Raw genomic sequence first — 12,587 nt, 5'->3', positions numbered from 1 at the left:
TAATTTTGAGTAAAATACGCCCGAAGAATAAAATCATAATGGTAATTATACAATGAAAAAAATAGTCATCACGAGCCTCATGTTGTCTGCGGCATTGATATCCGGCTGTGATAATTTTAAAAATAAAAAAGATACTGAAGCCAAAACGGAAGTGCCTGCTTTGGAAGATTGGAGTTGTACTGCACAAGCCAATATTGACCAATTGCAAGATCATTTAAAAAACGAATATTTCAAAGAATTAAACAAAGAAATACGTCAGTCCGATTATGAAGCCGATCAGCAACTTATGGATCTGATTGTAAAAAATCTAAAATTTAACATTCAAAATGTCACGACTTTAACTGAAGACCCTAATAAAGCCAAAACATTGGAATGTAGTAGTCAATTGTTGGTGGTTTTCCCGAAAGGATTACAAAAGCGTGCTGAAAACGCCTTTGCTGAACGACCATGTGACGAAGGCTGTGAAGAACGTGGTAATTATACTTTGAATGATTCACTCGAAGATGGGGAGTCAGGCTTAAGCATGGATAATGATCAGCTTAAAGGGAATTTTAGCTATAGCATCACTAAAACGGACAAAGATGGTTTGAGCCTAAGTGTCCCAAGTCAAAATGACGTAATTGATAGCGTTGTAACAGTGACACGTCATGCGGTGCTATATGCGGCATATAGTGCTCAAAATAAGCGAGACGAAGAATCCTATCAGCAAGGGATGGAGAGTCAATCTCAACAAATGAGCCTTGCACAAAAGGCGATGGATATTCGTAAGAAAGAGCTAGATCAGGATAATGCCAAAGTGGTGGACCGTCTCAATCAGACTTGGGATCGTTTTAGTGATGAACAAAAGGCGGAGTTACAGCAAGATCAAGCAGACTGGTTTGAAAAGCGTGATATCGACTGTAAAGTGCTTGCACAAAAAAGTGTTTATTCATTAAATGAAAGTGAAAAAGAGACTTATCAAAAGCATTCGCAATACTGGGATGATGCGATGAATACGCAAAATCAGGAGTTGCAATATACCAAATGTTTTAATCAGAAAACTACAGAACGAATTGTGTATTTAAATAACGTGTTTAATTGATCTAAAAGAAGAAAAGCCCTCAATGAAGGGCTTTTTTTTGAATCTTAGTTTATTGCTTGATGATCAAAACAGGAATTGGGCACTGCGTTAAAATATTTTGTGCTACGCTGCCCAGCATGGCTTTTTTTAAACCTGTGCGTCCATGTGAACCCATGATGATTAAGTCTGCAGAGATTTCATCAGCCACTTGTAAAATCCCTTCGGTTGGCGATACACCATGAATCAAACGGGTTTTAACTTCGATACCATCACGTACAAAGGTTTGTTTGATATCTTCTAAACGCAGCTGAGCACTTTTTTCAGCTTGCATAAAATATTCAGTGATTGCAGGTGCAACAGCATAGAAATCGACACCAACGAATGGATCAACAGCAACAACACTGACAATGGTCACTTGTGCATTTTGACTTTTAGCCAAGCTGAGGGCATGTTCAACAGCAGAATATGAAATTGGAGATTCATCCACAGGGACTAAAATTTGTTGATATTGACTCATATCTGCTTCCTTAATATTTTAAATGTTATCAATATAATCTTGCTCTATTCACGAAATTGTATGAATTAGACAAAAGGGTAAGCCTATGGGTGAAGGGTGTGCTGAATAGAAAAAAGCCCACATGATGTGGGCTTAGTCATTTTTAAGCTTTTACAACCAACACGGGTAATTCAGTATTGCTGAGTACATCTTGTGCGAAGCTGCCGAGTAGCATTTTCTTAAATCCTTTGCGACCATGTGAACCCATCACGATCAAATCGGCTTTGACTTCATTGGCTGCTTCTACGACACCTTCAGCAGAAACTTGACCTTTAATAATCTTACTTTGTGCTTCTACACCCACTTCAGTTGTAATTTGTACAGCTTCTTTTAATGCAGATTCTGCATTTGCGTAAGCTTGTACGAAATATTCTTTCATGATTGATGAAGAATAATAAAAGTCTGCATCGGTAAATGGGTCTTCAGCAACAAGGCTGATTAAAGTGAGTTGGCTGTTAAACGCCTTGGCAATAATTGCAGCTTTTTTAACTGCAGAAAACGAGATTTCTGAACCATCGACAGGTACTAAAATGTTTTGATATGACATGGAACAATCTCCTGTAATTTTGCTTTTAAACCCTATAGATTATTGATAACACATTGTCGTGCATGGTTCAATTTATTAATCTAAAAAATATTGTAAATTCATAAAATTACATAAATTAATGTCGATAAGTCGTCAAATAAATCTGAGCGGAAAACTCGGACTTTGCTCAAAAAATATTAAAATAAAATCGACCAATTTTCTCGGATTTTGAGCTTAAAAGATCAATTTGAACTTTATGAAAATAAGCCTAAACTATATACAGTTTTAAATCTAAGATTTATAACAGAATTGATGTGATTGGATAGTTTGATATGTCATATAAAGCAGGGTTGGTTATACTCAGTATTTGTTCAGTGTTGCATTTGTCTGGTTGTCAAAACACGCAAAGCAGTACCAAAGTGATTGCAGGCGCATTTAACTTATCGACACAAGTTCAAAAGACATTTATCAACTTACATGCACCTGACAATGTTATTGTGCAGTCAAATATTCAATATCTACAAAATCCAAATTTAAACTTGGATATCTATCAACCTGAAACTAGTATGGCGATTGCACCAAGAGCAACGATTGTTTGGATCCACGGGGGCGGTTGGGTCTCAGGTTCAAAAGAGCATGCAGGTGGATATTTTAAACGGCTCGCAGCCCAAGGCTATAACGTGGTTTCTGTTCAATATCAGTTTGCACCTGAAGCCATTTATCCTGCACAGCTCAACCAAATAGATGCAGCACTGACGTTTTTGAATCTACATGCGGCACAATATGGCATTGATTCGCAAAATATGTATTTGGCCGGGGATTCTGCAGGTGCAAATATGGCCAGTCATTATGCCGCCTTGGTTACGAATCCTGATTTTGCGCAAGCGTCAAAGATTCAGCCAGTATTAAAGCCTTCACAGCTTAAAGGGCTGATTTTACATTGTGGTATTTATGATTTAAACAGCTTTGTAAATACAGCACCCGACGAGATTGGATTGATCGAGTGGGGCGTCTATAACTTGGTTCAGGCGTATACCGGAGACAAAAAAGATGATGCCGAGTTTTTAACGCGTATTTCAACGGCCTCAAATATTAATTCAAATTATCCGCCTGTATTTATCAGTGGTGGTAATAAAGATTTTTTAACCAAAACGCAATCTGAGCCTTATGTAGAAAAATTGAAGGCAAATAATGTACCTGTGACAGCGGTATTTTATCCAGATTCGAAAGAATTTTTGGTACATGAATATCAATTTATGATGAGTAAAAAGGCCAGTCAGCAGACCTTTGATCGGACTTTAGAATTTTTGCAACAACACACACAGACCGTCAAAAATTAAAAACAGACTTAAATGGCTTGCAGAATAATCTTTAACTTAATAGCATACCTACCAGTTGGTATGTTTGTTTTGGAATGATTAATGAATTCGGTAACATTGGCCTATGGCTTACTGTCATTGGCGATTATCTCAGAAGTAATTGGTTCGACATTTTTGGTGAAGTCAGAAGGGTTTACCAAACTTGCGCCTTCATTGGCTGTCGCAGTTTTATTCTGTTTAGCATTTTATTTATTGTCTCAGGTGATTAAAGTCATACCACTTGGTATTGCTTATGCCATTTGGGCGGGTGTTGGTATTGTTTTAACCGCACTAATTGGCTACTTTATCTTTCGTCAAAGTTTAGACCTCCCAGCCATGTTAGGGATAGGCCTGATTGTTTCAGGTGTGGTCGTGATCAACCTGTTTTCAACTTCTGCTGGACACTAGTATGGATAATCCGCATCAGCGCAAGAAAGAACCTCAACTGATACGCCAAAGTATTTTGCAGCATGCAATCCGTCTTGCTGCAGATAAAGGTGTCAACGGGGTGTCGATTCAAGCCGTTGCGGATTTAGTTGGGGTCACAAAAGGTGGTGTATTTCATCATTTCTCAAATAAGCAAAAGCTCTTAGAGTCCATGATCGTCATGCTTTTAGCTCAATTAGACGAGGTTGTTGACCGATTGATTGACGAAGACCCTGAGCCATACGGTCGTTTTACCCGAGCCTATATTGAAATTACCTTAGAAAAACAAATCATGGGTTTGCAACAGTCATGGTCCGCGATTTCGATGACCATGCTGACCGATAAAACTTTTAATGAATATTGGATTGAATGGATGAACTCACGTTTAGAGCGACATCATCAGACCGATTCAGATATAGAACTCAAAATTGTTCGTTATGCAGCCGATGGTATTTGGCTCACCGCTTTTACAGAAGTGGAAGACGAAATCGAAACCCAATTATTAAAACAAGAACTGATCGCCAGAACGTATCGAGCGAAATAGATTAAATAACTGATTTTACATACGTAAAAGTAATTACGCATTTTTAAAATGATTTTTAAGTCTATTCGACAGAGGCTTACATCTAGGGATTGAATAAAGGGATTAACCTTCGGCTGGAGGTACTCTTGAAATGTTGTTTCTCATTTGGCAAAATGAGAAGCGTGCTTCGTAAGGAAGCCATCTTGCGGAGCATTGCTCCTCACCGCAAAACTTGTTCACTAGTGTCTAATTATTCAAAGTATCGCAAAAACATTTTTGATTAGAAATAGTCCTATCTCAAACACTTGCGGATGACGTTACCGCGTATCATTCTTTTATTTGAAGCAAATTATTTAACTGAGGGCTTAATTTCTCTTATATTTGAAAATAGCATGTACGACTAAACCAAAGACCAACCCCCAAAACGCGGAACCAATACCAAAAAATTGTACGCCCGATGCACTAAATAAGAAGGTGAGTAGAGCAGCGTCACGTTCACTCGCTTCTTGGAAAGCAATGACGATGTTGTGTCCAATGGTGCCTAGTAGGGCAATTCCTGCTAAAGCGGTAATAAATACCAATGGAAAAGCAGTTAAGAAACTCACCAAAGTGGCTGCAAACAGGCCCATCAAAATATAAAAGAAGCCACAAGTCATACCTGCGATATAGCGCTTTTTCTCATCGGGGTGGGCTTGGTCATCTAGACTGATGGCTGCACTAATCGCAGCAATATTGACACTAAAACATCCAAATGGCGCGAGTAGCGTTTGGGCTGTACCAGTCCAACCAATCAGTTGATTGACGTGGGGTTGATAACCATAACTTTTAATCATGGCTAAACCCGGTAAATACTGAGAGGCCATATTGATTACAAAGAGTGGTAACGCCAAACCCAGTATTGCTGAGATCGAAAATTCAGGTGTGACCCAAACCGGCTGTGCGAGTTCTAAATTAAGCGCCGGTAATTGAAAGCCAAGTAATAATGGACAAAGCATGATGCCAATGATCACCGTAATGACAATGCTATAACGTGGTAACAGTCGTTTACTGAGGACGTAAGCCGCGAGTAAACCAAGAACGAATGCCCATTCATTTTGTAAACTGACAAATAGCTCAATACCAAATTTAAGGAGTACACCCGCCAACATTGCACTAGTTAGACATTGCGGGATATAGCGCAATATTTTTTCAAAAATGCCTAAAAATCCAAGTATTGCTGTCAATAAGCCACAGACCAAGAAAGCACCTAGGGCGGCATTCATGCTGTAACCATTTGCAGTCGCTAAAATCAGTGCCAGTCCTGCAGTGGACCATGAAGTCGCAACGGGATATTTAAATTTCCAAGACAGAATCAGCCCGCTTAAGCCGATACCCAAACCTAGAGCCCAAAACCAAGAGGTTATTTCTGCAGTGTTGGCACCGAGCAGTTGTGCAGATTGGATCACCAAAACAGCCGAGACACTGATCCCGACTAAGAACGTAATAAAACCTGCAAAAGCAGCTGGAATGGAAAAGTCTTGGAGTAGTTTTTGCATAATGATCGAGCTATGAGTATTGTTGGCGCAGATTTAAGATGACATTTTTCAGGATGATACGCTCAAGTCCTGTACAGTAAAAGTGCTCATCGAGATATTATGGAAATACTTTATTTATTCACAAACGACACTTTAACAAAAGGCACTTTAATAGAACGAATCGACAACCCACATTGAGGATGTTTTATCCATTCAAAACTTTAAAGGGATATGGAATTTCCTAAGAAAAAACAGTACTACTTTGCCCATGTCAGTTACATGGTAGATGTCGCAAGCTTTAGACCGAATCCACAAAATAGAAGACCAACCGCTGTCACGCAGCATGCCGTAAATTTATAACGATGGCTAAAATAGGTGGCCAGTTTTGCACCCGAAAAGATCAAAATCGTTAAATAGCTCATACTGATAATTTGCAGCACGATCGCGAGTGCGGTGAATGTAATCGCTGGATATGGATATGCAGGATCGACGAATTGTACAAAGAACGATAAGTAAAAAAGAATGGCTTTCGGGTTTAAAATACTGATGGTTAATGCAGTCTTAAACGGTTTCAATTCATTCAAACTCAGTTGTTTAGTGTCGAGTTGTTCTGGCGTTTGAACGGCATTCCATGTTTGGTAGGCAGCCTTGAAAAGTTTGATACCTAAATAACTTAAATACAGCGCACCGACAATTTTTAATAATAAGAATAACCAAGGGAAGGCGTGAAGTAAGGATGCAGCACCGAGAGCAGTGAGTAAGATTAAGATCAAATCGCCAGTATAAACGCCAAAAGCGCTTAAATAGCCGACCTTAATGCCATAGCGAGAAGCAACAGACATGACATAAAGTGAATTTGGCCCGGGTAAAATCACAATTAATATCGTACCAATAATAAAGGTCGTTAAGTCTGTGATTCCAAACACTGAAGACACTCTAATAAAAACCGAAGCTGTAGTATACAACTTCGGTTCTAGATGAAACTGAAAATTTCTAATTTATGCTTTTATTTCAGCATCTAAGCCAAAAGTTTGACGCAGTAAGCTACTTAATTGCTCACGGGCTTTAATAAAACCATCAATACCGCCTTGTAATAGTTGGAAAGACATTAAGTCTTTTTCAACTTCAGCTTTGAAAGTTTGCTTGTCGAGCACTTGTACGTCGTGTTGACAGTGTGCATGCGCATGATGATTAGATAGTTGCACTTCAACGGTACGCTGATCTTTTTCCAGTTCTGCCAATAAATTCGGTGAAACCGTCAATAAATCACAACCTGCTAAGCCAAGCACTTGATCGATACTACGGAAGCTAGCACCCATAATTTCAGTTTTGATGTCATGTTGTTTGTAGTAGTGGTAAATCTGCTTAACTGATAAAACGCCTGGATCTTTCTCAATCGGGTAGCTATCCACATTTTCAGCTTTTTTGTACCAATCTAAAATACGGCCGACAAATGGTGAAATCAGTGTGACTTGAGCATCTGCACAGGCTTGAGCTTGATGTAAGCCAAACAATAGCGTCAGATTACAGTGAATGCCTTCGGCTTCAAGGGCTTTAGCGGCTTGAATGCCTTCCCATGTTGAGGCAATTTTAATTAAGATACGGTTTTGATCGATACCATACTGTGCATATAAAGCCAGTAACTCTTTGGCTTTTGCAATGGTGGCATCGGTATCATAAGACAAGGCTGCATCGACTTCTGTAGATACACGTCCTTCGATCAATTTTAAAATTTCTACACCAAATTTGACCGTAAGAATATCGATGGTGCGCTCAACCAGCTCATCGTTTTGATAACCTTCTTTACGCGCTTGTTCAAAAGCACTTTCAATCAGTTCTTTATTTTCAGGTTGATTTGCCGCTGCTGTAATTAAAGATGGATTTGTGGTCGCATCCAATGGACGGAATGTATTAATCGCAGCTAAATCACTGCTGTCAGCAACAATCGTTGTTAGGCTTTTTAATTGGTTTAACGCATTTTGAGTCATTTGAAATCTAGTTCTTAATGTTCTTGGTGTACATACTTTTATAACACAATCTGTTTAGAACCCAACCAAAAACCGCCCAATTAGGCGGTCTAAATCGTAGTTTTTCGTGAATTTCGGATGTGATTAATCAAAAAATGAGCAGCCGAGCCGAGAGGTTTTTCACGGTTCCAGACCAAGTCGACGAAATATTCAAATTTGGGTGTGAAATCTTGAAAGCTTAAGATTTTGAGTTGATCTTTGAGTGTTGGATTTTCATTAAACATCTCTAATGGAAGCACACCCCAACCCAGACCTTGAATAATCATCGAACAAGCAGAGTGGTGGTTATCTGTACGCCAATTGTGTTTGGAAAATAACAACTCTGGTTTGATGCTTTTATCACGACTTGCAACCACGATTTGCCGACTTTGCAAAATTTGCTCAAAACTGACTTGCTTAAATTTCGACAGGGCATGTTTTGTCGCAGCAACAGGAACCAATGCTTCACGCTTCAATTCGACAAATTGTTCATAACTCTCAAGCTGTTCACGTTCAAACATTAGAGCAAGCTGCGCTTGACCCTGTAATAACATCTTTTGAGCATCTTCTTGAGGCGCAGAAAAAATATTGATTTGCAAAGATGGAAAATGAGTTTCTAGCAAAGAGATATAGTCGGTCCACTGCGTATGAAGCAGTTCTGATACCACCACGATATTCAGTGAAGACTCTAAACCATGACTCAGCGCAATCGCATGCTGTTTCCACTGATTGATTTCTATCAATAATTGTTCAGTTTTTTCATACAGGTTAAGCGCTTGAGCGGTGGGCACAGGCTCACGACCAACGCGCTCAAACAGTTTAAGGTTGAGATCAATTTCGAAATTCGCAATGGACATGCTGACTGCTGATGGCACTTTGCCGAGTTGTCTGGCGGCTGCGGAAAATGATCCTGTTTCCATGACTGTTTTAAAAATCATCAGTTGTTCTTGATTAATATTCATGAGCATACAGAAAAAATAAAGGAATACAACCTTTCAATAATATTGAAAGAATCTGACTCGATTAATCAATAATATAAAAATAAAATAAGTTTTTTACAAATAATAGAGTGTTTCAAAATGACGATTTCCAAGAGAAGGATTATTCATGCGCTAAGCTATGAGATCATCCTATTGGTGATCATTGCTATTGCTTTAAGTTTTATTTTTAAAGTTCCGATGGAGGTGACAGGTACGCTCGGTATTGCAATGGCGGTCACTTCTGTGATTTGGAACATGATTTTTAATCATTATTTTGAAAAATTTGAAGCAAAAAGAAAGTTAAAAAGAACCTTTGGTGTACGTGTTTTACATGCAATTGGATTTGAGGGCGGTTTAATGCTTGCAACCATCCCAATGGTGGCTTATGCCATGCATATGACCTTATGGCAGGCGATTTTGCTCGATTTTAGTATGACCATGTGCATTTTAGTCTACACATTTATTTTCCAATGGTGCTATGACCAGATCGAGGCGCACTTGGGCTACCAACCACAATATCGTTAAATTTCAATAAGAAAATCACATTGGCCTGTACTGATAAATACAGGCCTTTTTTGCATCAAAATAGTGCAATATTTAACAAATAATAATATATAAAAACATAAACTAACTATAAAAAGTTAGAATAATTACATAACTTTTAAATATAAGAACAAAGAATGTTTTTATAAATTAATTAAAAAAATATGCAAAATAAGGAGTTAGTATATGAAATTGATAAAAATTGTCACTCCTGTTGTTTTACTTGGGCTTACACAATTTACATTTGCAGATGGTAACTTTAAGCGCTTTTCTGTATCTGCAGGTTGGTTACACGTGATGCCGCAAGGAAAGGCGAATCCTTTTAACATTAATACTTCTGTGGCAAATGGGACACAGGCCAAAGTTGGAAGCATTAGTGAAGAGGGTTTTTTACAAGCAATTGACCCAAATGCAACGATTCAAGACGGTGATAACACAGTAAATTTAAAGGAGACTTTAGGAACATTATTAGAAGATAGTTTTATTAATGGACTCATGACAGATGGCAAAGGCAATATCAAACCAGATATTGCAGGGACATCGACATTATATGGATTGGAAAATTGGTCAGCAGGAGGCACTGGTCTAGAAGCAGAGGATGTTGATACTTTGGGTTTGATGGTCAATTATTATATCAATGACAACGTATCCTTACAGATGATTGGCGGTATTCCTCCCAAAGTGGATATTCAAGGGAAAGGGATGATTACGGCACCTTTATCTGGCAATGCAATGCCGGGAGGTCTTGCTGGTTTGCTGTTTCCGGACGGTTTACCTTTGGATTATGATGTACCAATTACCAATCTGGATGCTTATGGTAAAGCAGCAACAGCGCGTGCTTGGACGCCAGCATTTCAAGCTCAGTATCAATTTGGAAAATCGGGCGTGAATAAATTCAGACCTTATGTAGGTGCAGGGATTATGTATGCGTATTTTAATGATATTGAACTCAATAAAGGTATTGAATCTGACTTAATTGCTGCAGGGCATATGATTCAAAATATTAAGGATAATCTTGCAGGTGCTGCATTAGACGGTAAAGAATCATCAGGTAAAATGGTGGTCGATGTCGATGCGGATGATGCGATTGCTCCAATTGTCACACTCGGTTTTACCTATGACTTCACCCCAAATTGGTTTACAGCAGCTTCAGTGTCTTATGCAAAGTTAAATAATAAGACCAAGATCGATGTGATTAACCAAACGACCGGTGAACAGTTAATTCATGCAACGACAAAGATCGATATTGATCCCATCATTACTTATTTAGGTGTCGGTTATCGTTTCTAAAAATTATGAAATCTCTGAAATAAAAAACCGCTCATAAGAGCGGTTTTTTGCTTTAAAGCATAAAGGATTATTTTTCAATAATTGCTGTCACACCTTGACCACCTGCAGCACAGATCGAAACAAGAACGCGACCTGAACCTTTTTGGTTCAGCAATTTTGCAGCAGTTGCGATAATACGACCGCCAGTTGCAGCAAATGGGTGACCTGCAGCAAGAGATGAACCTTTCACGTTCAATTTAGAACGATCAATTGAACCCAATGGTGCATCTAAGCCTAAACGTTCTTTACAGAATTTAGGATCTTCCCATGCTTTCAGTGTAGACAATACTTGAGATGCAAATGCTTCATGAATTTCATAGTAATCGAAATCTTGTAGCGTAATACCTGCACGTTCAAGCATACGAGGCACTGCATAAGCAGGCGCCATCAATAAGCCTTCTTTTTTCTCTACAAAGTCAACTGCCGCAGTTTCTTGGAAAGTTAAATAAGCAAGCACTTCGTGACCGTTTGCTTTTGCCCATTCTTCAGAGGCAAGAAGGACACATGACGCACCATCAGTTAGTGGAGTCGAGTTACCCGCGGTCATGGTACGCGCATCGCCTTTACCAAACGCTGGTTTTAACTTCGCAAGTTTTTCTACTGATGAGTCTGCACGTAAGTTGTTGTCACGCTCTAAACCAAGGAATGGCGTAATAAGGTCATCAAAGAAACCTTCTTCGTAAGCAGCTGCCATTTTTTGATGTGAAGATGCAGCAAGTTCATCTTGCGCTTCACGAGAGATACCCCATTCAAGTGTCGTAATTGCTTGATGATCACCCATAGAAAGACCTGTACGTGGCTCACCGTTTTTCGGCGCATCCATCAAGTCTTTTACATTAATTTTAGTTAATGCTTTAAGGCGATCTTTACCTGTTTTTGCGATGTTCAGTTCAAGTAGTGCTTTACGTAAACCATCACCAAAAGCGATCGGTGCATCAGAGGTTGTGTCTACACCACCAGCAACACCCACTTCGATTTGACCCAATGCGATTTTATTAGCAACCAAGAAAGCTGCTTGTAAACCTGTACCACATGCTTGTTGAATATCGTAAGCAGGTGTTTCAGGAGCAAGTTCGGTATTGAGTACACACTCACGGGTCATGTTAAAGTCACGACTATGTTTTAACACAGCGCCAGCAACAACTTCACCAAGGCGTTGACCTTGAAGGTTGAAGCGTTCAACAAGACCATTTAATGCAGCTGTGAACATATCGCTGTTCGATGCAGTGAAGTAAGCGCCGTTAGAACGAGCGAAAGGAATACGATTACCACCGATAATAGCAACGCGGCGAACTGTGTTTTGACTCATGGTATTATCCTGTTGAACAGACGTTTGAGTTGTTGATTTTAAAGCTGTTTTAGGGTTTGAAGCGGGTGTCTTAGTACGTGTAGATGCACGACGAGGACGGCTCGTTTTAGCGACATCACTTGTAGACTTGGTTGCTGTGCCCGTACTTTTAGCGGTACGTGGCGTACTCTTTGATGTATTTGACACAGTTTCCGTAGTCGGACTTTCGACTGCTGGATTTTCTTGAGTTGTTTTGCTCATAAGGCTTTTCCAAGCATGTTGATGATCTTCTTGACGGCTACATTAGCATATTCACCAAAGGGGTAAATTGACTAAAATGACATTCGCTAAAGCATTCAGGTCAAGCCATCTGCGGTTTAACTCAAGTATGATTCCATGGAAACTGATGGAACTATTGAAATATAAGTATCTGACATCATCTTGAAGTTAAAGGGATATCTTCAGATCCATCAAAAAT

13 protein-coding genes are annotated in these 12,587 nt (G+C 39.2%); 6 read left to right on the top strand and 7 right to left on the bottom strand.

From position 1 onward, the window contains the following. Positions 1-52 precede the first annotated feature (52 nt). Positions 53-1,081: a DUF1311 domain-containing protein gene (locus FTT77_RS10460; protein ID WP_180109230.1), complete on the top strand. Its 1,029-nt coding sequence runs from the start codon at positions 53-55 to the stop codon at positions 1,079-1,081. Positions 1,082-1,130: 49 nt separating this feature from the next. Here FTT77_RS10460 and FTT77_RS10455 read toward each other — a convergent pair whose 3' ends face one another. Both FTT77_RS10455 and FTT77_RS10450 read right to left on the bottom strand, forming a co-directional pair. Continuing rightward, a complete protein-coding gene (locus tag FTT77_RS10455) occupies positions 1,131-1,577 on the bottom strand; it encodes a universal stress protein (protein WP_078188616.1) in 447 nt (148 codons plus the stop codon). A gap of 142 nt (positions 1,578-1,719) precedes the next feature. Beyond that, positions 1,720-2,163 (bottom strand): universal stress protein, encoded by a 444-nt coding sequence (locus FTT77_RS10450; protein ID WP_078191806.1) that lies wholly within the window; start codon positions 2,161-2,163, stop codon positions 1,720-1,722. A 311-nt stretch (positions 2,164-2,474) separates the two neighbouring features. On the opposite strand from FTT77_RS10450, the gene FTT77_RS10445 reads away from it, so the two are divergent. From FTT77_RS10445 to FTT77_RS10435, 3 genes are all read left to right on the top strand, one after another. Continuing rightward, complete coding sequence (locus FTT77_RS10445; protein WP_180109231.1) at positions 2,475-3,482, top strand: alpha/beta hydrolase; 1,008 nt, start codon at positions 2,475-2,477, stop codon at positions 3,480-3,482. Positions 3,483-3,563: 81 nt separating this feature from the next. After that, positions 3,564-3,908, top strand: a complete 345-nt coding sequence (locus tag FTT77_RS10440) for an SMR family transporter (protein ID WP_078188613.1) — start codon at positions 3,564-3,566, stop codon at positions 3,906-3,908. Position 3,909: 1 nt separating this feature from the next. Beyond that, the gene (locus FTT77_RS10435) at positions 3,910-4,470 is read left to right on the top strand and encodes a TetR/AcrR family transcriptional regulator (protein ID WP_180007888.1); all 561 of its coding nucleotides are present in this window, start codon (positions 3,910-3,912) and stop codon (positions 4,468-4,470) included. Positions 4,471-4,814: 344 nt separating this feature from the next. Here the strand turns inward: FTT77_RS10435 and FTT77_RS10430 are convergent, their stop codons facing one another. From FTT77_RS10430 to FTT77_RS10415, 4 genes are all read right to left on the bottom strand, one after another. Beyond that, the gene (locus tag FTT77_RS10430; RefSeq protein ID WP_180060074.1) at positions 4,815-5,984 is read right to left on the bottom strand and encodes a benzoate/H(+) symporter BenE family transporter; all 1,170 of its coding nucleotides are present in this window, start codon (positions 5,982-5,984) and stop codon (positions 4,815-4,817) included. A 254-nt stretch (positions 5,985-6,238) separates the two neighbouring features. After that, on the bottom strand, positions 6,239-6,889 hold the full coding sequence (gene leuE, locus FTT77_RS10425) for a leucine efflux protein LeuE (RefSeq protein ID WP_180007890.1): 651 nt from the start codon (positions 6,887-6,889) through the stop codon (positions 6,239-6,241). Between the two features lie 72 nt (positions 6,890-6,961). Next, a complete protein-coding gene (gene tal / locus FTT77_RS10420; protein ID WP_078191801.1) occupies positions 6,962-7,951 on the bottom strand; it encodes a transaldolase in 990 nt (329 codons plus the stop codon). A gap of 89 nt (positions 7,952-8,040) precedes the next feature. Continuing rightward, complete coding sequence (locus FTT77_RS10415) at positions 8,041-8,931, bottom strand: LysR family transcriptional regulator (RefSeq protein WP_180007891.1); 891 nt, start codon at positions 8,929-8,931, stop codon at positions 8,041-8,043. Positions 8,932-9,048: 117 nt separating this feature from the next. Between FTT77_RS10415 and aceI the strand changes: the two genes are divergently transcribed. Then, positions 9,049-9,474: a chlorhexidine efflux PACE transporter AceI gene (gene aceI / locus FTT77_RS10410; protein ID WP_168377760.1), complete on the top strand. Its 426-nt coding sequence runs from the start codon at positions 9,049-9,051 to the stop codon at positions 9,472-9,474. Between the two features lie 204 nt (positions 9,475-9,678). After that, complete coding sequence (locus tag FTT77_RS10405) at positions 9,679-10,782, top strand: OmpW family protein (RefSeq protein ID WP_180007892.1); 1,104 nt, start codon at positions 9,679-9,681, stop codon at positions 10,780-10,782. A gap of 67 nt (positions 10,783-10,849) precedes the next feature. On the opposite strand, the gene FTT77_RS10400 is transcribed toward FTT77_RS10405, so the two are convergent. After that, complete coding sequence (locus tag FTT77_RS10400; RefSeq protein ID WP_180007893.1) at positions 10,850-12,370, bottom strand: acetyl-CoA C-acetyltransferase; 1,521 nt, start codon at positions 12,368-12,370, stop codon at positions 10,850-10,852. Positions 12,371-12,587: the final 217 nt, after the last annotated feature.

It is taken from the genome of Acinetobacter sp. YH01010 (assembly GCF_013420775.1).
GTDB classification, from domain to species: domain Bacteria; phylum Pseudomonadota; class Gammaproteobacteria; order Pseudomonadales; family Moraxellaceae; genus Acinetobacter; species Acinetobacter amyesii.
This window is presented reverse-complemented; position numbering and strand designations above follow the sequence as displayed.